24 protein-coding genes and 2 pseudogenes are annotated in these 21,536 nt (G+C 61.0%); 10 read left to right on the top strand and 16 right to left on the bottom strand.

The window, feature by feature from the left end:
• Positions 1-72 precede the first annotated feature (72 nt).
• The 5 genes from WA225_RS12750 to WA225_RS12770 all read left to right on the top strand — a co-directional run bounded on the left by WA225_RS12750 (position 73) and on the right by WA225_RS12770 (position 4,551).
• Positions 73-753 (top strand): response regulator, encoded by a 681-nt coding sequence (locus WA225_RS12750; protein WP_422608175.1) that lies wholly within the window; start codon positions 73-75, stop codon positions 751-753.
• A complete protein-coding gene (locus tag WA225_RS12755; protein WP_422608176.1) occupies positions 753-2,075 on the top strand; it encodes an ATP-binding protein in 1,323 nt (440 codons plus the stop codon). The genes WA225_RS12750 and WA225_RS12755 overlap by 1 nt, the downstream gene beginning before the upstream one ends.
• Before the next feature lie 128 nt (positions 2,076-2,203).
• Positions 2,204-2,680: a GNAT family N-acetyltransferase gene (locus WA225_RS12760; protein WP_422608177.1), complete on the top strand. Its 477-nt coding sequence runs from the start codon at positions 2,204-2,206 to the stop codon at positions 2,678-2,680.
• 151 nt (positions 2,681-2,831) lie between these two features.
• Positions 2,832-4,244 (top strand): aspartate aminotransferase family protein, encoded by a 1,413-nt coding sequence (locus WA225_RS12765; protein WP_422608178.1) that lies wholly within the window; start codon positions 2,832-2,834, stop codon positions 4,242-4,244.
• Positions 4,245-4,326: 82 nt separating this feature from the next.
• The gene (locus WA225_RS12770) at positions 4,327-4,551 is read left to right on the top strand and encodes an MbtH family protein (RefSeq protein ID WP_053122206.1); all 225 of its coding nucleotides are present in this window, start codon (positions 4,327-4,329) and stop codon (positions 4,549-4,551) included.
• A 200-nt stretch (positions 4,552-4,751) separates the two neighbouring features.
• Here WA225_RS12770 and WA225_RS12775 read toward each other — a convergent pair whose 3' ends face one another.
• From WA225_RS12775 to WA225_RS12810, 8 genes are read right to left on the bottom strand one after another with little or no spacing between them, the layout of a single operon-like run.
• Entirely contained in the window at positions 4,752-5,657 is a 906-nt protein-coding gene (locus WA225_RS12775) for a metal ABC transporter substrate-binding protein (protein ID WP_422608179.1), read from the bottom strand.
• Positions 5,658-6,557: a metal ABC transporter permease gene (locus WA225_RS12780; RefSeq protein WP_007917717.1), complete on the bottom strand. Its 900-nt coding sequence runs from the start codon at positions 6,555-6,557 to the stop codon at positions 5,658-5,660.
• Positions 6,557-7,405, bottom strand: coding sequence for a metal ABC transporter ATP-binding protein (locus WA225_RS12785; RefSeq protein WP_422608180.1), 849 nt, complete (start codon positions 7,403-7,405; stop codon positions 6,557-6,559). Before WA225_RS12785 ends, WA225_RS12780 begins: the two co-directional genes overlap by 1 nt.
• On the bottom strand, positions 7,402-8,331 hold the full coding sequence (locus WA225_RS12790) for a metal ABC transporter substrate-binding protein (RefSeq protein WP_422608181.1): 930 nt from the start codon (positions 8,329-8,331) through the stop codon (positions 7,402-7,404). The genes WA225_RS12785 and WA225_RS12790 overlap by 4 nt, the downstream gene beginning before the upstream one ends.
• Before the next feature lie 35 nt (positions 8,332-8,366).
• A complete protein-coding gene (locus WA225_RS12795) occupies positions 8,367-8,942 on the bottom strand; it encodes a DUF6162 family protein (RefSeq protein WP_422608182.1) in 576 nt (191 codons plus the stop codon).
• Positions 8,939-9,280, bottom strand: a complete 342-nt coding sequence (locus tag WA225_RS12800; protein WP_422608183.1) for a hypothetical protein — start codon at positions 9,278-9,280, stop codon at positions 8,939-8,941. Before WA225_RS12800 ends, WA225_RS12795 begins: the two co-directional genes overlap by 4 nt.
• Entirely contained in the window at positions 9,277-9,819 is a 543-nt protein-coding gene (locus WA225_RS12805) for a thiamine pyrophosphate-binding protein (protein WP_422608184.1), read from the bottom strand. Before WA225_RS12805 ends, WA225_RS12800 begins: the two co-directional genes overlap by 4 nt.
• On the bottom strand, positions 9,816-11,015 hold the full coding sequence (locus WA225_RS12810) for a PepSY-associated TM helix domain-containing protein (protein ID WP_422608185.1): 1,200 nt from the start codon (positions 11,013-11,015) through the stop codon (positions 9,816-9,818). The genes WA225_RS12805 and WA225_RS12810 overlap by 4 nt, the downstream gene beginning before the upstream one ends.
• A 319-nt stretch (positions 11,016-11,334) precedes the next feature.
• Here WA225_RS12810 and leuC point away from each other — a divergent pair, with 319 nt between their 5' ends.
• Complete coding sequence (leuC, locus tag WA225_RS12815; protein WP_422608186.1) at positions 11,335-12,753, top strand: 3-isopropylmalate dehydratase large subunit; 1,419 nt, start codon at positions 11,335-11,337, stop codon at positions 12,751-12,753.
• On the top strand, positions 12,750-13,364 hold the full coding sequence (leuD, locus tag WA225_RS12820) for a 3-isopropylmalate dehydratase small subunit (protein WP_422608187.1): 615 nt from the start codon (positions 12,750-12,752) through the stop codon (positions 13,362-13,364). The genes leuC and leuD overlap by 4 nt, the downstream gene beginning before the upstream one ends.
• 135 nt (positions 13,365-13,499) lie before the next feature.
• Here the strand turns inward: leuD and WA225_RS12825 are convergent, their stop codons facing one another.
• The 5 genes from WA225_RS12825 to soxR form a co-directional block, all read right to left on the bottom strand.
• The gene (locus tag WA225_RS12825; RefSeq protein ID WP_422608188.1) at positions 13,500-14,414 is read right to left on the bottom strand and encodes a LysR substrate-binding domain-containing protein; all 915 of its coding nucleotides are present in this window, start codon (positions 14,412-14,414) and stop codon (positions 13,500-13,502) included.
• A 57-nt stretch (positions 14,415-14,471) separates the two neighbouring features.
• A complete protein-coding gene (locus WA225_RS12830) occupies positions 14,472-15,773 on the bottom strand; it encodes a dicarboxylate/amino acid:cation symporter (protein WP_422608189.1) in 1,302 nt (433 codons plus the stop codon).
• Positions 15,774-15,870: 97 nt separating this feature from the next.
• A complete protein-coding gene (locus tag WA225_RS12835) occupies positions 15,871-16,746 on the bottom strand; it encodes an alpha/beta fold hydrolase (RefSeq protein ID WP_422608190.1) in 876 nt (291 codons plus the stop codon).
• Positions 16,747-16,986: 240 nt separating this feature from the next.
• Positions 16,987-17,445 carry a VOC family protein gene (locus WA225_RS12840; protein ID WP_422608191.1) on the bottom strand — a complete coding sequence of 153 codons (459 nt, stop codon included), beginning with the start codon at positions 17,443-17,445 and terminating at the stop codon, positions 16,987-16,989.
• 125 nt (positions 17,446-17,570) lie between these two features.
• Positions 17,571-18,023 (bottom strand): redox-sensitive transcriptional activator SoxR, encoded by a 453-nt coding sequence (soxR, locus tag WA225_RS12845; RefSeq protein ID WP_422608192.1) that lies wholly within the window; start codon positions 18,021-18,023, stop codon positions 17,571-17,573.
• Positions 18,024-18,115: 92 nt separating this feature from the next.
• Here soxR and WA225_RS12850 point away from each other — a divergent pair, with 92 nt between their 5' ends.
• A complete protein-coding gene (locus WA225_RS12850; protein ID WP_422608193.1) occupies positions 18,116-18,469 on the top strand; it encodes an antibiotic biosynthesis monooxygenase in 354 nt (117 codons plus the stop codon).
• Here the strand turns inward: WA225_RS12850 and WA225_RS12855 are convergent.
• The 3 genes and pseudogenes from WA225_RS12855 to WA225_RS12865 all read right to left on the bottom strand — a co-directional run.
• A complete protein-coding gene (locus WA225_RS12855; protein WP_422608194.1) occupies positions 18,466-19,569 on the bottom strand; it encodes a sigma-54 interaction domain-containing protein in 1,104 nt (367 codons plus the stop codon). The two genes, WA225_RS12850 and WA225_RS12855, sit on opposite strands and share 4 nt — an antisense overlap.
• 36 nt (positions 19,570-19,605) lie before the next feature.
• Positions 19,606-19,830 (bottom strand): annotated as a pseudogene (locus tag WA225_RS12860) (monooxygenase); the annotation flags it as partial.
• Positions 19,831-19,926: 96 nt separating this feature from the next.
• A pseudogene (locus tag WA225_RS12865) lies at positions 19,927-20,262 on the bottom strand (alkanesulfonate monooxygenase); the annotation flags it as partial.
• Positions 20,263-20,507: 245 nt separating this feature from the next.
• Between WA225_RS12865 and WA225_RS12870 the strand changes: the two are divergent.
• Together WA225_RS12870 and WA225_RS12875 are read left to right on the top strand one after the other, a co-directional pair.
• A complete protein-coding gene (locus tag WA225_RS12870; RefSeq protein WP_422608195.1) occupies positions 20,508-20,765 on the top strand; it encodes a hypothetical protein in 258 nt (85 codons plus the stop codon).
• Between the two features lie 101 nt (positions 20,766-20,866).
• Positions 20,867-21,481: a LysE family translocator gene (locus WA225_RS12875; RefSeq protein ID WP_422608196.1), complete on the top strand. Its 615-nt coding sequence runs from the start codon at positions 20,867-20,869 to the stop codon at positions 21,479-21,481.
• Positions 21,482-21,536 lie beyond the last annotated feature (55 nt).

Below are 21,536 nucleotides of genomic sequence, written 5' to 3' on the forward strand. Positions count from 1 at the left end.
ATCTCGTGGGCAGCCATAATTACCGCTTAATCCTCGCCTGCTTCACTCACCTTTTTTAATCACGGAGCGCCCATGCACGTACTGGTTTGCGAAGACGATGAGCTGATCGCCAGCGGGATCGTTGCCGGCCTGACGGCTCAAGGGCTGACGGTCGAACACGTCAATACCGCGTCCAAGGCCCGGGCGATGCTCAAGGTTGCCGAATTCGACGTGATGGTGCTCGACCTCGGCCTGCCCGACGAAGATGGCCTCAAACTGCTGCAGCAATTGCGCCAGAGCGGCCTGGAGATTCCGGTGCTGATTCTGACCGCACGTGATTCGGTGACCGACCGCGTCGACGGCTTGCAGGCCGGTGCCGACGATTACCTGCTCAAACCGTTCGATCTGCGTGAACTGTTCGCGCGTCTGCAAACCCTGTTGCGACGGGTTGCCGGGCGGAGCGTCAATCTGATCGAGCACGGCGCGCTGACTTACGATCCGAGCAGCCGTGAAACCATGCTGGCCGGACAACCGGTGGACCTGTCGCGGCGCGAGCAGTCGTTGTTGCAGGCGCTGTTGCACAACCGTGGCCGTGTGTTGTCCACCGAGCAGTTGAAGGACAGCGTCTACGGTTTCAACGATGAACTGGAGAGCAATGCCCTCAACGTGCATATCCATCATCTGCGCAGCAAACTCGGTAAAGGCATCGTCGAAACGGTGCGCGGCCTCGGTTATCGCCTGGGCCCGGCCGACGGTGGAGAGCAAGGCAAGTGATGAGTCTGCGCCTGCGCCTGAGCCTGACCCTCGGCGCTGCGTTCGCGCTGATCTGGGCGCTGGCCGCAGCCTGGATGCTCAGCGACCTGCGCAATCAGATGATGTTTTCCCTCGATCAGCGTCTGGTCGCTTCGGCGCGCATGGTCGCCGGGCTGCTGGAGCAATTGCCGACGTTGCCGAGCAAAGGCGAGGGCACGCATTTCAGCGCCGAACAATTGAATATTCCCGGCGGTATGGCCTGTCAGGTCAGTTCGTTGCGTGGCGAGATCCTCGCGCGCAGCCACAACAACCCCGAGCAAGCGCTGGAAGCCGAGAAAATGGGCTTTCACGATCAGATGATCGATGGCGCGCCGTGGCGCAGTTTCACCCTCGCTCGAGGGGATGTGCGCATCACCACGGCGGACCGGCAGATCGAACGTGAAGCCCTGAACATGTCGATCCTGCTGGCGGCTTCGGTGCCGGTAGGTGTGGCATTGCTCGGTTGTCTGTGCCTGTTGTGGCTGGGGATTGGTCAGGGCCTGGCGCCGCTCAATCGGTTGCGTGAGGCGTTGATGCGGCGTAATGCCGATTCGCTTGAACCGCTGCAATTGCAGTCGTTTCCCAGCGAGTTGAAGCCGTTGCTCGACACCCAGAATCAACTGTTCCAGCGCATCGGCAAGACCATCGAGCGTGAGCGTCGCCTGACCGGTGACGCCGCCCACGAACTGCGCAGTCCACTGACGGCGATCAAGACCCACCTGCAAGTGGCGCGGATGACCGAAGGCAGCGCGCGCGATCAATCATTGGCACGCGCTGAAGAGGGCGCCGATCGTCTGCACCGCACCCTGGAACAATTGCTGCTGCTGGCGCGGGTCGAAGGCAGCCTGTCGTTCGATGACGGTTCGCAGTGCAGCGCCGAGCAAGTGGCAAGGCTGGCGATTCAGGACGCCACCGGTGGTGAGCGCTTGCGGATCAAACTGCAATTGCCGGCGGCACTGTCGACCGCGCCCCTGCAAATGCCGGCCGTGCTGTCGATTGCTGCGCTGCGCAATTTGCTCGACAACGCCTTGCGCCATACGCCTGAGGATTGTGCGGTCGAACTGAGTCTGGAAACCATTGGCAACCGCGTCCGTTTCGTCGTCCGCGACCATGGCCCGGGCATTGCTGCGGATGACCTGCAACACCTGACCCAACGCTTCTGGCGCAACGGCCAGAGCACCGGTTGTGGTCTCGGTCTGGCGATTGTTCAGGCGATCGTCCAGCGTTGCGACTGCGCATTGCATTTCGACAGCCGCGCGGATGGCTTGCGGGTCGAACTGACCATGCCGTTGCAACCTGTGTGAGTTCACCTCAAATCCCCCGTGGGAGGTGTTCCGGCACATCAAATGTAACTTCTCGGCGTTCGCTATCCGGCTGCGGTTGGGGGTAAGGTCAACGCAGCTTTGACTCAATGGATTGAGGGAACTGCGCCATGGAAGCACCCATCTGCATTCGTCCGGCCATCCTGGCCGACGCCGGCATCATCAGCCGCATCATCGAACGATCAATTCGCATCGGTTGTGCACTCGACCATCGCAACGATCGACAACGCGTGCATGCCTGGATTCGCCAGCAATCGCCCGAGCACATCAGTGCCTGGCTCGCCGATCCGCAGTTTTACCTGAACATCGTACTGTTGCGCGACACACCGGTCGGCGTCGGCATGGCGGTGGCCAATGGTGAGATCGTCTTTTGTTACGTGCAGCCGGAATGCTTTCGGCGCGGTGTGGGACGGGCGTTGATGGACGATCTGGAAGGATGGATGCGTATTCGCGGAGCAGCGTGCGCGCGTCTCAACAGCACGCGCACCGGTGAGCCGTTCTATCGGCGGCTGGGCTATGGCGAGTGTGCACGAGCCTTCACCCACCAAGGCTTGCAGACCCTGCCCATGAGCAAGTCATTTGTCTGATCGGCCGGGCAATCGATCAAGGGGCTAAATCCTCACGACGCTTAAGCGTTTCCAGAACAGGAAAACCTGCAAGTGCGCTCCGCGACCGGAACGCGCACCTGTCCAGTGTGCTGTTTTGGTCACTATCCATAGCGTATTGAGGGGTCGAGAGATGTCAGTCGCCACCAGCCTTATCGAAGAGTCGTCGGCCCGGGTCGCCTCGGCGCCGGCCGAAACGTTGTACCAGTTCAATGAGTCACCGTTGCTTGCGCGGCAAAGCCAGCAGGAATCCAATGCGCGCAGTTATCCGCGGCGCATTCCCCTGGCACTCAAACGCGCCAAGGGCCTGTATGTCGAAGACGTCGAAGGGCGTACCTTCATCGACTGCCTGGCCGGTGCCGGTACGCTGGCGTTGGGGCATAACCATCCGGTGGTGATCGAGGCGATCCAGCAAGTGCTGGCTGATGAGTTGCCGCTGCACACCCTCGACCTGACCACGCCGGTCAAGGATCAGTTCGTCCAGGATCTCTTCGGTTTGCTGCCAGCCGAGTTGGCGTCGCAAGCGAAAATCCAGTTTTGCGGCCCAACCGGCACCGATGCTGTGGAAGCTGCGCTGAAGCTGGTGCGCACCGCGACCGGACGCAGCACGGTGCTGTCGTTCTCCGGTGGTTACCACGGCATGAGCCAGGGCGCGTTGAGCCTGATGGGCAGCCTGGGGCCGAAAAAACCGCTGGGTGCGTTGCTCAGCAACGGAGTGCAATTCATGCCGTTCCCGTATGACTACCGGTGCCCGTTCGGCCTCGGTGGCGCGGCGGGTGTGAAGGCCAACTTGAGCTATCTGGAAAACCTGCTCAACGATCCCGAGGCCGGCGTACAACTGCCAGCGGCAGTGATCGTCGAAGCGGTGCAGGGCGAGGGCGGGGTGATTCCGGCAGACATCGAGTGGCTGCGCGGTTTGCGCCGGATCACCGAGAAGGCTGGCGTGGCGCTGATCGTCGACGAGATCCAGAGCGGGTTCGCCCGCACCGGCAAGATGTTTGCCTTTGAACACGCCGGGATCATTCCGGACGTCGTGGTGTTGTCCAAAGCCATCGGCGGCAGCCTGCCGCTGGCGGTGGTGGTCTATCGCGACTGGCTCGATACCTGGCAGCCCGGCGCACACGCGGGCACGTTCCGTGGCAACCAGATGGCCATGGCTGCCGGTTCTGCGGTGATGCGTTATCTACTTGAGCACAAGGTCTGCGAACACGCCGCCGCCATGGGTGAGCGTCTCAGCGAGCATCTGCGCATTCTGCAGCGCGACTTCCCGCAACTGGGCGACATTCGTGGGCGTGGCCTGATGCTGGGTGTTGAACTGGTCGACCCGACTGGCGCTGTGGATGCGCTCGGTCATCCACCAGCCTTCGCACGTCTGGCGCCGCTGGTGCAGCGTGAATGCCTCAAGCGTGGCTTGATTCTGGAGCTGGGCGGCCGGCATGGCGCAGTGGTGCGTTTCCTGCCGCCGCTGGTGATCACCGCTGCTGAAATCGACCGCGTTGCCGAGATCTTTGGCCGCGCTTTGGCCGCCGCGACCGCCGCGCTGTAAATTTTTTGCCGCGCCGAACGTTCTTTCTACATACCCGGCTGTACCTGTTGTGCAGCCCACCTAACAACGATGGAGAACCAGCATGACGTCAGTATTCGACCGCGAGGACATCCTCTTTCAGGTCGTGGTCAACCACGAAGAGCAGTACTCGATCTGGCCGGACTACAAAGCCGTGCCGGAAGGCTGGCGCACCGTGGGCAAGAGCGGCCTGAAAAAGGAATGCCTGGCCTACATCGAAGAAGTCTGGACCGACATGCGTCCGCTGAGCCTGCGTCAGAAGATGGAAGCGCAGGTTGCCGCGCAATAAGCTGCCGGCAAAAAGAAACCCGCTGAACCGGAGACGGTCAGCGGTTTTTTTCATGCCCAGGATTTGTGTTGATGATCAGGGCCTCATCGCTGGCAAGCCAGCTCCCACAGGTATCGGGGGGATTACAAAATCTGCGTTCACCGCGAACCCTGTGGGAGCAGGCTTGCCAGCGATGAACGATAACGCGGTCTCGGATGAAACTACGCCCCGCTCAAACCCTTGAGCAGCAAATCCACATTGCCCTCAAGCTCTGCCACCGGATCCGCCGCATCGGTGCTTAATACCACCAGCCGACTACCCGATTCGGCAATCGCCGCTTTCACCGGCTCCGAAGGCTGGCGATGATGCAGCACCACTGCGACATCGTTGTCCTTGAGCGTTGCCGTGAGTGTCTTCAGATCTTCTGCCGTCCACTGCGCATCCGGTCGAGGATCCTGGCCGATCAACTCCAGGTTCAGGCTGCCGATCAGATAACCAAAGTGATCGCTCAAACTCATCACACTCAGATTGTCAGTGCTGGCCAGACGCGCCTCACTGTCGGCGCTGAGTTTCAGCAGGCGCTGTTTCAATGCCGCCAGATTCGCCTCGATGGCAGGCTTGGCGCTCGGGGCCAGGCGCACCAGATCCGCCGCCATCACGTCCGCCATGCGTCCCATGTTATTGCTCGCCAGCCATGGCTGACTGTTCAAGCCATCGACTTTCAGGTCCGCTTGCACGGCGATGCCGGGCAGGGCGCCATCGACCGGGCGCGCCGCGTCGACTTCAACGATGCGGATATTGCTGCGACGGGCGATCGGGTACAACGGATCATCGGCCCACAGTGAGCGCACGCCGATCACGGCATCGGCAGCGGTCGCCAGTTTGCTCAGCGCCGGAGCACCTCGACCGGTGAAGTACGCGGTCTGGCGACTGCCCGGCAGGTTTGCCGGCGCCGCACGTTCAAGGTTGACGTCAGTGCCTTTGAGCAGCACTTCGCCCAAGCCGTAAGTGATCGGCAACGAGGCCAGCACGCGCAGGGGCCTGGCGTTTTCGGCCGCCAGCAACGGTGTGCCGACCACACCGCACAGCGTGATGGCCAGGGTCAGTTTTCGCAGTGAAAAAGTCATTTATCCAAGATTCCCTTTCAGACTCGGGACAACCCCGCGCGCGATGGCGGCGAGGGCGAAGGCAATACCGGCGACCAGAATGATCGCAGCGCCGGACGGAATCGGCAGGTCAAACACGATCGGCGCAAGAATCCCGCACAACGTGCTGACCGTGGCGATCAACACCGAGCACCAGAAAAAGCCCTTGAGCGACTGGCTGAGCAAACGCGCGGCGGCGGCCGGAATAACCAGCAGTGCACCGACCAGAATCGCACCAATCACTTTCACCGCCGCGACGGTGATCAGCGTCACCAGAATCACGAACAGATAATCCAGGGTCTTCACGGCCACGCCGCGTACTGCCGCCAGTTGCGGGTTGAAACTGGCGAGCATGATGCGGTTGTACAGCGGCAGCGCCAAGGCCATGACCAGCGAACCGACGATGGCCAGCACCGCCAGATCATTGCCATTGACCGTCAGCACCGAGCCGAACAGGACGTTTTCCAGAATGTGCACGTTGATTTTGCCTGCCAGAATCAGCAGCAGGCTCGCCCCCAGGGCCAGCGACACCGAGAGGAACACGCCGATCAAGGTATCCGGCGCCAGACCGGTGCGGTTGCGCAGGTAGTTGAGCAGGATGCCGAACAGCAGGCAGTAACCGAACAGACTGCCGTACGGCCCGGTGTAGGGTTCGCCGAGCAGAATACCGATAGCGACACCGGTCAGTGCCGCGTGGCCGACCGCTTCGGAGAAAAACGCGAAGCGCTTGACCACCACCAGCGTGCCGAGGCCGCCGAGCACCGGACCGATCAACAGCCCGGCAAGCAGCGCATTGACGACAAAACCGTAGGCCAATGCTTCCGGTAGATATCCGGACGAGGCCCAACCCTGGACCATCAGCCGAAAGGCTTCGTAACTCATCAGGCAGCGCTCCGTGGATGGGTCGAGAACAAGGTCAGCAGGCGTTCCGGGGTCAGCGCCTGTTGCGGCGTGGCATCGAACAGCACGCGACGGTTGAGACCGGTGACGCGATTGGCCAGACGACCAACGGCTTCCAGGTCATGCTCGATCCACAACACGGTAATGCCTGCGGCACGCCAGTCTGCGAGCAGGCGCTCGAACACCTGAATGCCGGCTTCATCGAGGGCCGACATCGGCTCATCGAGAACCAGCAATTGCGGCGCCGGGATCAAACCCTGGGCGAGAAGCACACGCTGGCGTTCGCCACCGGACAAGGCACCCATGCGGCGTTTGCGTTTGTCCTGCATGCCGACGCGTTCCAGCGCTTCCCCGATGGCGCCGGCGTAGTGCTTGCTCAGGCCAAGAAACGCCGGACGGCGCTGGCACATGGCGGCCATGAAATCGTCGACGGTCATTGGCAGGCCGCGATCGAATTCCAGTGCTTGTGGCACGTAACCGATGGTGCCGGGCGTGCCCGGCCATTGCAGGCTGAGCTGGCCCTGATGCGGCATCTGCCCGAGCAAGGTCTTGATCAACGAACTCTTGCCGCCACCGTTCGGGCCGACCAGTGCGTGCACGCTGCCGGGCTGCACCTGGAAGGTGACCTTGTCCAGAATCGTCGTACGCCCCAGCGTCAGACAAACCTCCGCAAAATCCAGAGTCGGCCCCGAAACCTGTAAGAGTGAGCCTGCTCGCGATAGCGGTGTGTCATTCAACAATGATGTCGGCTGATCCGGCGCCTTCGCGAGCAGGCTCGCTCCCACAGGGTGCTCGGCGTTTTTAAGGGAGAGGTTTTCTTTGGAGGTCATGCGCCCGACTCCTGAATCGCCCGCACCACGGTGTTGAGGTTGCCGGTCATTTCCTTTTCGTATTTGTCGGCGGTGTATTCGCCATAGGAAATGTGCGACAGCGGGTACAGCTTGACGCCGGATTCACGCTGGATGGTTTCGACGTAAGTCGACGGGAAGTCCATCTCCGAGAAGATCACTTTGACGTCGAGTTCGCGCAGTTGATCGATGGTCTTTTTCAATTGGCTCGGACTCGGCTCGATGCCGTGAGCCGGTTCGACCACGGCGGTCACTTCCAGACCAAACTCGCGCAGCAGATAGTCGTAAGCCGCGTGCACCGTGGCCACGCGCAGTTCGGCGTTCGGCGCCTGCGTCAGTTTGGCCAGCGCGTCGGCGCGCATCTGTCGCAGGCGTTTGCCGTAGGCGCGGGCGTTCTGTGTGTAGGTCTTGGCGTTGTCCGGATCGAGTTTGCCCAGTTCGCGGGCGATGTTGTTGACCTGGGCAATGGACGCGCTGATCGACAGGAACGTGTGCGGGTTCACCACTTTGCCGGCACCGCGAGCGGCGACCCCGGTGGCGGCCAGCAATGGCACGTTTTCGTTGGCTTCGATGGTTTTGATGTTCGGCGTTTCACTGGCGGCGATCATGCGGTCGGCGAAGTCGTCATGGCCGACGCCGTTGAGCACGATCACATCGAGGCCGCTGATGCGTTTGATGTCTTCGGCGCGTGGCTCGTAGGCATGCGGGTTGAAACCGGCCGGGATCAGCGGCACCACCTCGGCTTTGTCGCCGACGATGTTCGCCACATAGCTGTAATAAGGATGCAGGGTGATGCCGATGCGCAGACGTTTAGCCTGATCGGCGCTGGCCAGTGGACTGAGCAGGGCTGCGCAAAGGCTGATTAACAGCAGACGTAATAATGGACGGCAAGGCAATGAAATAGACATGGGCAAACGGTCTTCTCTCGAATGAGGGCGAGGAATCAATGGCGATGTTCGCGGGTAACCCCGGCATCGTATTGCGCGACGATCTGTTTCCAGCCAGCAGCGGACAGCGCAGCTGCACTCAGTTGCGCCGGGGCTTGAACCGCGGCGTCACGGTTGAGCCAGATGTCCGGCGCAGCCTTGTCGTCGGCGCTCAGCAGCATGACGAATGAGCCGGCGACAGCCGGATTGTGGCTTTGACCGAGATACGCGGTGTTCGCCAGCAACTGCCAGGCATGACCGCCGCGGCTGACCGAACTCGCGTCCTGGGCAAACGGCGCAAACCCTTCGTCGGCCAGATTCTGCGGTGTCGGCAGGGCTTGCTGTTCTTCGCGCAGCAAGCGGATTTCGTCGAGGGTCACCCGCAGGTCGGCGTAGATGCCTTGCTCGGCCGCACTGAGGTCGCGGCGTGCGTCGAGCTGGTGGGGCGCGACCGGCTCGGGCTCATGGGAAACCCCGCGCCACGCGACCACAGAACCTGCGACTGCCAGAATCAACAGGCACAACAGCAGCACATTGAGGGTTTCATGGCCGGCACCGGCCGGGCGTACGATTTGGGTGGTTGGCGTACTCATGGGGCCTCGATATCGGCTTGGTCGATTTCCACGACGTGGCCAGGGCCCGCATCGAACAGCACATAAAACTCCGCACCGGGTTTCTTGAAGGTGACGGTCGAGTCCGCGCCGAGCTTGCCCGGCACCAGAATGGTTTCGTCATAGCCGATCACATCAAGGGTCACCCCCGGCGCGCCGCTGCCGTCGGAGAACCCGCCGGTGCATTTGATCTGCTCGGCGTCGATGGCTTTGCATTCGCACATCGGGTTGTGGGCCAGCGCACTGGCACTGAAGCCGGCGCACAGCACCAGCAGGGCGGCCTTCAGACGCAGGCGCAAAGAGCGTTGAGAGCAAGTCATGGTTTGACTCCTTGTTTGTTCAGCCAGGCGAAGGTGGCGGGGGAGGCCTGACTCAGGGGAATCGAAGCCTGATGCATGCTGCCGTCCCAGCCCTCCATGGTGATCCACAGTTCGGCGTCGGCTCTGGTCTTCTCCGGGATCGGCATCTGCGTGCCCATGCGGTAAGGCGTGCCGAAGAAAATGGTGCCGGCGGCGCGCAGGCTGCGCGGCTTGCCGATGCGCAGATAGGTGGCCTTGACCTGTTCGACACAGGCATCGCACAGGGCGGCGCTGAAGTCTTTCATGTAGCCGGCCGGGCCGGTGAGCACCGGCGCTTCGTTGCGCAGTTCGGCCAGGCGCAGGCTCCATGGGCCGACCTGGACAGTGCCGATCTCGTGCTGGCCCAAGCCGCTGTCTCCGCGAAACAACGAGGCATCGGCGAAGTACTTGGGCATAAAACCCAGCGGGATCAACAGCAGCAGGACATTGATGTGGAAGCGCCATCTGTGCCAGAAACGCGCGAGTCGAGAGGGCTGAGCCTGAGTGATGGATTTGCTCACAGGCTGGCCTCCGAGGTTTCACGGCTCATGACCGGTTGTGCCTTGAGGCGGTTTTTCTTGTCTTCGCGCTTCAGTGCGTTGGCGGTGGCCAGTGCGGTGCGTTTGGTCCAGATCAACAAGCCGCTGAGAATCATCATGCTCAGGATCAACCCGAAGAAGAACCAGATCAGCTTGATCCAGATACCGCCGAAATCGCCGGTGTGCAGTGGCCGCATGGACTCGGTGACGAACTCCAGCGATGAGCGATCGGAGAGCAATCGTGAAGCGGCGATGTCGCCGTTGTACGGATTGAGCGTGGCGGTCTGGAACATCAGCGGATACCAGCCGCGACCGCCGACGCTCATGTGGCTGTAGGCATTGCCCGGCAGGCTGACGAAACTGGCTTCCAGCCCCGGAATCTTCTCCTGCGCGAGTTCGACGGCACGGTCCAGGCTGATCCGTGGTGGTGGCGTGCCGGCGGCAGAGATCGGCACGCTTTCGCGGGACATGGCCGGAATGATCGGCTCGCTGGAGATGGCGATCTGGTTGTCGAACAGAATCGCCCGAATCAGAAACCAGATCCCGGTGATGGAAATCACCGCAATGAACCAGATCGACCAGATACCGCACAAACGATGGAAGTCACCCCAGAAGATCCGCGCGCCGTGACGCACGCGCAGGGTCGGACGCAGGAAACCTTTCCAGAAGCGTTTGTAGACCACCAGGCCGGTGATCAGCGACACCAGCATCGGCACACCGAGGAACGACACCAGATACCAGCCCCAACTGAAACCGTTGGTGAACGGCACCAGCCACCAGCCGTGCAGGGCGCGGGTGAAGGCCTTGAAGTCGAACGTCGGGGCAGGGCCCTGGATCACCCCGGTGTAGGGGTTGACGTAGACCGTCAGCGAACGGCCGTCCGGATAGCTGACCGCAACGTCCAGGGCGAAGTGGGATTCGTCGGGTCGACTGATGCTTTCAACCAGGGTCTGCGGTTCGGCTGCTTTGATCGCCGCCATAATCTGGTCATAGCTGAGCAGCGGCGCATCGTCCGCAGGCTGGCTGGCGCGCATCTGCGGGTTGGCCAGCCAGACGATTTCCTGACTGACCACGGCCAGTGTGCCGGTGACACAGACGATCAGGACAAAGAACCAGATCGGTAACGCCAGCCAGCTATGAACGAGGAACCACAGTTTGGAGCGGGATTTCTTCGACATGATTGCGCGTCTTGATAGCGGTGAAAGGGCGCGTGGCTACGGGCTTCGCAGCATGGCAGACCCCGAAGGACCGAACGTGGCTTTTGCCTACGCGAACGGCCTGCATCTCTATAGGACGGATGAGCGAGGTAAATCCCGAAAGGTGATATGAAAGCAAATGTTTCCCAATTCCCCCGGTCACGACAAATACCTCTGTGGGTTTGCGCTGACCGGCAGATCGAACACGATTCATGATCCACGCCATCACTCTCAGGCAATTGATGGCCAACCCACGCGGCCTATGATGGAAATCACAAAGATTGCCTGAGTGAGCGCCTTGATGACCCCCAGAACCCTCTACGACAAACACATCGATTCGCACACGGTGTGCCGCCTCGACGATCAGGGCCATGTCCTGTTGTATATCGACCGTCAGGTGATCAACGAATACACCAGCCCGCAGGCTTTCAGCGGTTTGCGCGCGGCCGGGCGCGAGGTCTGGCGGCCGGGCACGGCGCTGGCGGTGGTCGATCACGTCAATCCGACGGCGCCGGTGCGGGTGGCGGCGATGCCCGATGCGGGCGGTGCGCGGCAAGTCTCGTACTTGGCAGAGAACTGCCACGACTTCGGCATCGAACTGCTCGACATCCTCGATAAACGCCAAGGCATCGAACATGTCATTGCCCCGGAGCAGGGGTTCATTTTGCCCGGCATGGTTATCGCTGCCGGCGACAGCCATACCACCACTTATGGCGCGCTGGGCGCGTTCGGTTTCGGCATCGGTACGTCGGAGATCGAGCACCTGCTGGCCTCGCAGACCTTGGTCTACAAACGCCTGAAAAGCCTGCGCGTGACGGTTGATGGCGAGCTGGCGCCGGGGCTGACCTCCAAAGACGTGATCATGGCGTTGATCGGTCAGATCGGCGCATCTGGCGCCACGGGTTACGCGATCGAATTCTGTGGCTCAACCATCGACGCGCTGAGCGTCGAAGCACGCATGACCATTTGCAACATGGCCGTCGAAGCCGGCGCGCGTGGGGCATTCATGGCCCCGGATGACAAGGTCTTCGCCTATCTCAAGGGCAAGCCGCGTGTGCCGCAAGGTGAACTGTGGGAGCTGGGCCTGCAACAGTGGCGCAAGCTGCGCACTGATCCCGGCGCCGTGTTCGAGCGGGAAATCCACCTCGACGCCAGCGTTCTGGAGCCGATGGTCACCTGGGGCACCAGCCCCGATCAGGCCGCTGCCATCGGCGCGCGAGTGCCGGATCCGCAAGCGATCAGCGACCCGATCCTGCGTCAGGACATGCGCCGCGCCCTCAAGTATATGGGCCTGGAAGCCGGCATGGCGCTCAGCGACATCGTCATCAGCCACGCGTTTATCGGCTCGTGCACCAACGCGCGGATCGAAGACCTGCGCGATGCCGCCCGTGTCGTGCGCGGCCAGCAGGTCGCCAGTCATGTCCGGGCGATGATCGTCCCCGGTTCCAGCGAAGTCCGCGCCCAGGCCGAGGTCGAGGGGCTGGCGCAGATCTTTATCGACGCCGGTTTTGAATGGCGTCAGTCCGGCTGCTCAATGTGCCTGGCGATGAATGACGATGTGCTGGCCCCCGGCGACCGCTGCGCATCCAGCACCAACCGCAATTTCGAAGGCCGTCAGGGCGCCGGCGCGCGCACCCATCTGATGAGCCCGGCGATGGTTGCCGCGGCGGCGATCAGCGGTCGACTCACCGACATCCGTCACTTTGGAGAACGTCCATGAGCCTGCAACCCTTTACTCAGGTCAGCGGCCTCGCCGCACCTTTTTTGGCGGCCAACGTCGACACTGACGTGATCATGCCCAAGCAGTTTCTCAAGGGCATCGACAGAACAGGGCTGGATCGCGGCGTGTTTTTCGATCTGCGATTTCTCTCGGATGGCACCCATAACCCTGAATTCGTACTCAATCAACCCGCCTGGCAAGGTGCGAACTTTCTTGTGGTCGGACCGAATTTCGGCTGTGGCTCCAGTCGCGAGCACGCGGTGTGGGGTTTACAGCAACTGGGTATTCGCGCGCTGATCGGCAGTAGTTTTGCCGGGATCTTTTACGACAACTGCCAGCGCAACGGCGTGTTGTTGATCACTCTGGAAGAGGCGCAGGTTTCGCGCATCGGGCGGCTTGTCGGTGAGCCAGAAACGGCGCGAATCAGTATCGATCTTGCAGCTCAGCACATTGGCCTGGCGGATGGCAGCGTGATGGATTTCCAGATCGACACCCTGCGTAAAACCGCGTTGTTGCTCGGCCTGGATGCGATCGGCAGCACCTTGCAGCGCCGCGAACAGATCAAAGCCTTCGAACGCGAGCATCTGGCCAACAACCCTTGGCTAGGCTGAACGCATGACCTGTGGCAGCTGGCTTGCCAGCGATAGGGCCAGCAGATCCGACAAATATGCTGGCCGAGCTGACGCCATCGCTGGCAAGCCAGCTCCCACAGGGTTTTGTAGTGATGGGTGTTTGTGGTGTCAGGGCTACAACGACAGCCCCTTGAAATGCTCCTGCAAAAACTCCACACACGCGCGCAACTTGCCCGAGTGCGCCAGCCGCGTCGGGTACACCGCCCAGACATTCGCGCTCTGACTGTAATCGTCCAGCACCTGCACCAACCGCCCTTGCTCCAGCAGCGGTTTCACATCCCACAATGAGCGCAGCAACACCCCACGCCCATCCAGCGCCCACTGCAGCACGATCTCGCCATTGTTCGACGACAAGGGCCCGCTGACCCGCACGTTCTCTTGCCCGCCATCACGATCCAGATTCCAGATGCCAAAAGCGTTGTCGCGCTCCTTGATCACCAGGCAATCGTGCTGTTGCAGTTCCTCGAGGGTTTGCGGTGTGCCACGCCGTTGCAGATAGCCGGGGGCGGCGCACAGCACCCGTCGATTGCTGACCAGACGCCGACCAATGTGCTGGCCGGGGATGTCATCGCCGACACGGATCTCCAGATCGAAGCCTTCGTTGATGATGTCCACCACCCGGTCAAACAGGTCGAGGCGAATCTCCAGTTGCGGATAACGCTCCGCCAGCAACGACACCGCCGGTGCCACATGATTGCGACCGAAACCGAAACTGCTGCAGATGTGCAAACGCCCACGCGGGCTGTCGTGGGCGTCGCAGAGTTCGTCGTGCAGTTGCTGGAAGTCATCAAGGATACGCAGCGCCCAACGCTGCACGCGCTCACCGTCCTCGGTCAGCGAGACGCGACGGCTGGTGCGGTGCAGCAGACGAGTGCCGAGGGTGGTTTCAAGAATCTGGATGCGTTTGCTGACATAGGCCGGTGACAGGCCCAACTCATCCGCTGCGGCGGCAAAGCCGTTCTTGCGGATCACGGTGAGCAGCACACGCAGGTCTTCGGGCAGGGGCACGGTGTCTTTCTTCTGGGACATGTCAAAAACGAACACTGGCGGCAGAAGCCGCCAGCATAGCATTGCCTTCAGGCGTTATTACTCGGCGGCGAGTCGGGCCTTCGCGGCACGGGCATGGCGGCCGGTCTTGAGCGCGATCGGCGCGAGTTTGTCGCGGTCCAGTTCACCCTCCCACGCGGCAATAACCAACGCAGCCACAGCGTTGCCGATGATGTTGGTCAGCGAACGGCACTCAGCCATAAAGCGGTCGACACCGAGGATCAACACCATCGCCGCCACCGGCACGGTCGGCACCACGGCCAGGCTCGCGGCCAGTGCGACGAAACCGGCACCGACCACGGCGCCCGCACCTTTGGAGGTGAGCATCGCCACCGCCAGCAAAGTCAATTGCTGTTCCAGCGTCAGGTCGATGTTGGTTGCCTGTGCGAGGAACAGAACCGCCAGGGTCATATAGATGTTGGTGCCATCGAGGTTGAAGGTGTAGCCGGTCGGCACGACGATGCCGACCACGCCTTTCGAGGCGCCGAGGCTTTCGAGTTTCTGGATCAGTTGCGGCAACGCCGATTCCGAAGAGCTGGTGCCGAGCACGATCAACAGCTCAGCCTTTATATAGCCGAGCAATTTGAAAATGCTGAACCCGGCGTAGCGCGCGATGCCTCCGAGCACGCAGGCGACGAAGATAAACGCGGTCAGGTAGAACGTACCAATCAGCTTCAACAACGGCAGCAGCGAACCGACGCCGTATTTGCCGATGGTGAAGGCAATCGCACCGAACGCACCAATCGGTGCCACCCGGGCGATGATGCCGACAATGCGGAAGAACACCTCGCTGGCCTGATTGATGATGCCCACCAGCGGCCGGCCCTTTTCGCCGACCATCACCAGCGCCACGCCAAACAGCACCGAAACGAACAGCACCGGGAGAATTTCGCCTTTCGAGAAGGCGTCAAAAAACGTTGTCGGGATCACATGCAGCAGAAACCCGGTGACGCCTTCGCCGTGCTCGGCCTGACCGACAAAACCGGCGATCGCCGAGGAGTCGAGGGTCTTCACGTCAATGTTGAAACCAGCCCCGGGGTGCAGCAGATGCGCGGCGAGAATGCCGATCACCAAAGCGATGCTCGACACCACTTCGAAATACAGCAACGCCTTGCCGCCGACCCGGCCGACCTGTTTGACGTCGTGCATGCTGGTGATGCCGGAGACCACCGTGCAGAAGATGATCGGGCCGATGATCATCTTGATCAATTTGATGAAACCGTCGCCCAGTGGCTTGAGATCAACGCCGACCTGCGGCCAGTAATGGCCGATCAGCACGCCGAGCGCGATGGCGATGAGCACCTGCACATAGAGGGTTCCCAGCAGTTTTCGAATAGTCATTGTTATTATCTCGATGCGGTTTTCGGGCATGACGATCCCGCACGGGCCAGTCACGGCCCGTGGCAGGAAGCGGTTTCAGGTCAGGGCGAAGCGTTGCTCAGCGCAAAAAGGCCAGTGCTTCGGCAAGCAACAGTTCGGGGACTTCTTCGGCAATGTAATGGCCGGCGGGCAATGCCTGACCGCTGACGCTGGTCGCCACCTGCTGCCACTCTTTGAGCGGATTGAAGCAACGGCCGACCGTGCCTTCGGCGCCCCACAACACGCGCAGCGGCAGCTTCAGGTGGTGCCCGGCGGCGATGTCGGCGCGGTCGTGTTCCAGATCGATGCCGGCGCTGGCGCGGTAGTCTTCGCAGATGCCCCGGGCGCTGCCCGGTTGTTGCAGGCAGCGCAGGTATTCGCCGAACGCTTCATCGGTAAACGGTTTGAGTCCGGCGCTGCGACTGCCCATCACGCTACGCAGATACGCTTCTGGATTGGCCTCGATCAGGGTTTCCGGCAAGGGCGCCGGGCGAATCAGGAAGAACCAGTGCCAGTAGGCGCGGGCGAACGCTTCGTTGGTTTGCGCGTACATCGACAGGGTCGGGGCGATGTCGAGCAGCATCATGCGTCGCACGGCGGCGGGATGGTCGAGCGCCAGGCGATGAGCGACCCGGGCGCCACGGTCGTGGGCGAGGATCGAGAACTGCTCGAAGCCCAGTGACTGCATCAACTCGACGTTGTCGCGGGCCATTTCGCGTTTGCAATAATGGGCGTGCAACTCATCGGCGGCCGGCCGGCTGCTGTCGCCGTAACCGCGCAGGTCGGCAGCGACCACAGTGAAGTGTTCGGCCAATTGTTCGGCAATCTTGTGCCAGATCACGTGGGTCTGCGGGTGGCCGTGCAACAGCAACAGACCCGGTCCGCTGCCGCCGAGGCGGTAGGCAACGTCGACACCGTTGACGCGACGCTGGTCTTTGAGGAATCCGGCAAACATCAGACTGATCCTTTTTCAGGGTTCTTGTTGGATGCATCCTGAAAGTGTCTGGGGTTCGGGGCAAGGTGCAAAGCGTGGTGGGCAGGTTCATGAAGTGTGATGTGTGTTGTCAGCCCCGGCCCCATCGCGGGCAAGCCCGCTCCCACAGGGATCTTTGGTGTGGTCACGATCTATGTCCAACCACAAAACCCTGTGGGAGCGGGCTTGCCCGCGATGAGGCCGTTGAACCCACAGAAAAAATCAGCCTTGGCTAAACATCTCCATCGCCCGCTGCTTGATCTGCTCTTCAGTCAAATCTTCCTTGCGCGTGGCCAGAAACCACAGATGCCCATACGGATCCTTCAACGTCCCGCTGCGATCACCGTAAAACTGATCCTTGACCTCGGACACCGACGTCGCCCCGGCATCCAGTGCCCGCTGAAACGACTTGTCGACATCGGTCACATACAGATGCAAACCGACCGAAACGGCTTTATCGGGACTGCTCAACGGCCCCTGATCGCACGGTGAGCCAAGCATGATCGCGCTGTCACCAATGCGCAGTTCGGCGTGACCGATGCCGCCATCAGGCATGGCCAGACGCATGACCTCGGTGGCGCCGAAGGCTTGTTTATAGAAGTCGATGGCCTCGGCGGCTTTGTGGATGCCGAGATACGGGGTAATGCTGTGATACCCCTCGGGAATGGGTTTGACGCTCATGACGTTCTCCCTGATTGTTGTTTTGCGAGGTGAAGAACCACTATAGAACCGTCCACGCAGCCAGGATTTTCACCCGACGAACAACATCCATCCTCCGGGCCTGCACAAAAGCGCTGTGAGCTCGACTAGTCTTTGGGAAAGTGTGGGCCAGGGCCTTGTTCACCGAGCACATCGCCCTGATTGCGCAGCGGACAGGCCTCCATCGACAAACACCCGCAACCGATGCAGCCATCGAGCCGATCACGCAGCAGCGTCAATTGCTCGATCCGTTCATCCAGTTCGCGCCGCCATTGCTCGGACAACACCTGCCAGTCCGCCGCCGTCGGTGCGCGATCATCCGGGAGAATCTTCAACGCCTCGCCAATCTCCGCCAGCGGAACCCCCAACCGCTGCGCAACCTTGATCAGGGCAACCCGACGTAGCACCGCGCGTGGATAACGGCGCTGATTGCCGGCATTGCGCTGGCTTTTGATCAGGCCTTTCGATTCATAAAAGTGCAGGGCGGTCACCGCCACGCCACTGCGCGCCGCGACTTCACCGACGGTGAGCAGCTTTTGCACGGTTGGTTGAGTGATCATTGCAAAAATGCTCTTGACCTTGACTTAACTAGAGGTTTTACCCTGCAGGCCTTCGAGTCGCAAGGCTCGTCTTACGATGAGTGGGGCTTTCCATGAAAAACCGCAGTTTTACCCAGTTGATCGAATTTGAAATCGAACCGCGCCAACAACCTGCGTTGGTCAGCGCCTTGTCGGTGCAAACCGAGCGCCTGGCCCAGCGCTACGACGGCTTTGTCAGCGCCAGTGTGCAGGCCAGCGACGATGGCCGGCGGGTGTTGAGCTTTCTGCAATGGCAGACTCGCGAGGCGGGAGAAGCGGCGTTTCGCAGTTTCGAGAGTGGCGAGCAGGATTTCTGGCAGTTGATTCACACCCACCAGGCGAAAACCATCACGTTCAACTCGTTCCAGGTGCTGAGCAGCATCGCCCGCAGTCACGACGATGCGCTGCACTGCAACCTGGTCGGCTAGATCGACAGTTGCATCAAGCGCTCGCCTTGCAGATTTTCCGACAGTCGCCGCTTGTTGACCGCCAGTTCGCCGATCTTGATCAGGCGGGTGCGGGTGACGTTGCGACTCAAACCGAGCAGCGCCGCAGTGTGCACCTGGTTGTAATGGCAGAAACGATAGGCGGCACGCAGCAAGGCGTCCTCGACTTTCTCGTGCAACGCGCCGGCCTGTTGCGCGAACAGTTTTTGAAAGGCTTGTTCGAGCAGCGCTTCGGGTGAATCGTCGACGCCGCTGTGGTGATCATCCGCGCGCTCGATGCGCAGGTTCGACAGGCGCAAATCATCGCGCTCGATCACGCCGTTGCGGCAGATCAACAGCGTGTGATGGATGACGTTTTCCAGTTCGCGAATATTGCCCGGCCAACTGTAAGCGCGCAGCTTGTGCTCGGCGCCGGGGCTGATGTTGACGCGGCCATAACCGAGGCGCTGGCTATAGGCCTCAATGAAATGCCGGGTCAGCGGCAGGATATCGCCGGGGCGCTCGCGCAACGGGCTCAGTTCCAGATTGACCACGTTGAGCCGGTAATACAGGTCTTCGCGGAAATTGCCGGCATTGATGGCTTTCTCCAATTGCACATTGGTCGCCGCCAACACTCGCACATCAATCGGAATGCTTTTACGCGAACCCAAGCGCACCACTTCGCGTTCCTGCAGCACACGCAACAACTTCACCTGAATCGCCATCGGCAGATCGCCGATTTCATCGAGAAACAACGTGCCGCCATCCGCTTCCTCGAACCATCCGGCCTTGGCGCTCAACGCGCCGGTGAACGCGCCTTTTTCATGGCCGAACAATTCGGCCTCGACCAGCGATTCGGAAAACGCCCCGCAGTTGACCGCGATAAACGGCCGATGGCGGCGGTTGCTCAGGTTATGAATATGCCGCGCAACCAGTTCCTTGCCGGTGCCGGTTTCACCGATGATCAGCACGCTGGCCTCACTCGGTGCAACCTGTTGCAAATGCGCGAGCAGCGCCTGGGACTTCGGGTCTTCGAACACCTGCGCGGTGGCGCGGATCGACGTGGCGAGCGCGGGGGAGGGCGGTAGGGTCAGCAGTTGCATGGGCGCGTCCTTCTGTTCAGTTCAAAATAAGCCGGGTCAGGAATAGAACGTCGGCACCGGCAGCGACTGATTCAGTGCCCAGTCGCCCAACTCATGGAGTTTGTAGTCCAGCGGATCATGCAGGGTTTGCGTGCGCAGGTTGCGCCAGTGGCGGTCGAGGCGCAGCGAGGCGTGAGTCGAACGGGCGCCCGTCACTTCGAACAAACGGCTGCAGATGTCCAGACCCTGACGACTGGCCGCGACCTTGGCCGTGGCAATCGCCGCGCTCGTCACGCTCGACGGCGCTCAGGGCGAACTCGGCGGCCAGTTGGCGGGCGGTCTGCAACGGAGACAACAAGGTACTTTGCGGTTTGGCGGTCACACGGTGTTCCTCAAAATCGACGCAGTTGCCGCGGGCAACACATCGTTGGCAATCATTTCGCCAAACGGCCCGGTCAGATTGGTCACGCCACGCCCGGCCAGGCTCGCATACGGCTCGGGCAACAACGGGAACACCAGCTCGGCAAAGCGGTAAGCCTCTTCCAGATGCGGATAACCGGAGAAGATGAAACTCTCGATGCCCAGATCCGCGTATTCCTTGATCCGCGCCGCCACTTGCTGCGGATCGCCGACCAATGCCGTACCGGCGCCGCCGCGCACCAGACCAACGCCGGCCCACAGGTTCGGGGCGATTTCGAGATGGTCGCGGCGACCATGTTGAATCAGTGGTGGCTGAGCAACAGTTGCTGGAGCAACAGTGCTTGGCGCCTGCAGGGAGTTATAAAGGCAGTTAGTTATTCTGTAAAAGAATGTTAATTGATATTTATAGATCTTTAGGAGATATGCGGCGACTTCTGTCGATTTCCTGATAGCCACTATTGAAAGCGTTGATTTCTGCCTGAGCGTGCCCGGGCGTAGCCTTTGTCCATCGACTCCCCATTGCTCGCCAGGACGCTCCCATGAATCGTTTATTGACTGTTTCACTGTTGCTCGCTGTCTCCGTACTGGCCGGTTGTGCCAGCCATGTTTCCCCGGAACTGCGTCCCTACAGCGCAGAAGAATCCCGCGAACTGTCGATGGAGGCACTCAACCGCAGCGGCTTGTCCTTTGACGAATATCACGCAAAAAAAGCCCAATTGCTCGGCCAGTCGTCATTCGACAAGAAAGCTGAAATGAGCGCCGAGCGTGCCGTACAGCTGCACGGTCGGCCAAGCTGAAAACAAACTGTACTGCTTGAAGTTTTACCTAACTGTCCGTGGGTTTGCCGGGCGGGGTGGGATAGGGTCAACAGCTGAATGACCCTGATGGATTGCCCGCCATGACCCTCTCGCTTGATCTGCTGTTGGGCTTTGCCCTGTTTGCCCTTGTCACCTCGATTACGCCGGGGCCGAACAACACCATGTTGCTGGCATCGGGCGTTAACTTCGGCTTTAACCGCACCATTCCGCACATGCTCGGCATCACCTGTGGCTTCTTCGTTCTGGTGGTGGCTGTGGGCTTTGGCCTGGGCGCGGTGTTTCAGACCTATCCGATTCTTTATACGGTGCTGCGCTATGTCGGCGCGGCGTATCTGTTGTATCTGGCGTGGAAAATTTCCCACTCGGGGCCGGTCGGGGACAGCGCCGAAGGCGAGGCGAAACCGATCAGCTATCTGGGCGCCGCCGCGTTTCAGTGGGTCAATCCCAAGGCGTGGATCATGGCCATTGGTGCCATCAGCACCTACACGCCGATGCAAGGTTATTTCACCAATGTGGTGATCATTGCCGCGGTATTCGCCATCATCAATCTGCCGAGTGTCGGTCTCTGGGCGGCGTGCGGCACCTTGCTGCGCAATGTCTTGAAGGAGCCGCGCTGGCTGCGCGTGTTCAACTGGGGCATGGCGGCGCTGCTGGTGATTTCGCTGTACCCGTTACTTCTCGAAAGCTTTAGCTGACGCATTGCTTCAACCGCCGGCCCGATGCCTGTTAAGCTCGACTTCAGGAGCGTTC

It is taken from the genome of Pseudomonas sp., from assembly GCF_049300855.1.
Lineage (GTDB): Bacteria > Pseudomonadota > Gammaproteobacteria > Pseudomonadales > Pseudomonadaceae > Aquipseudomonas.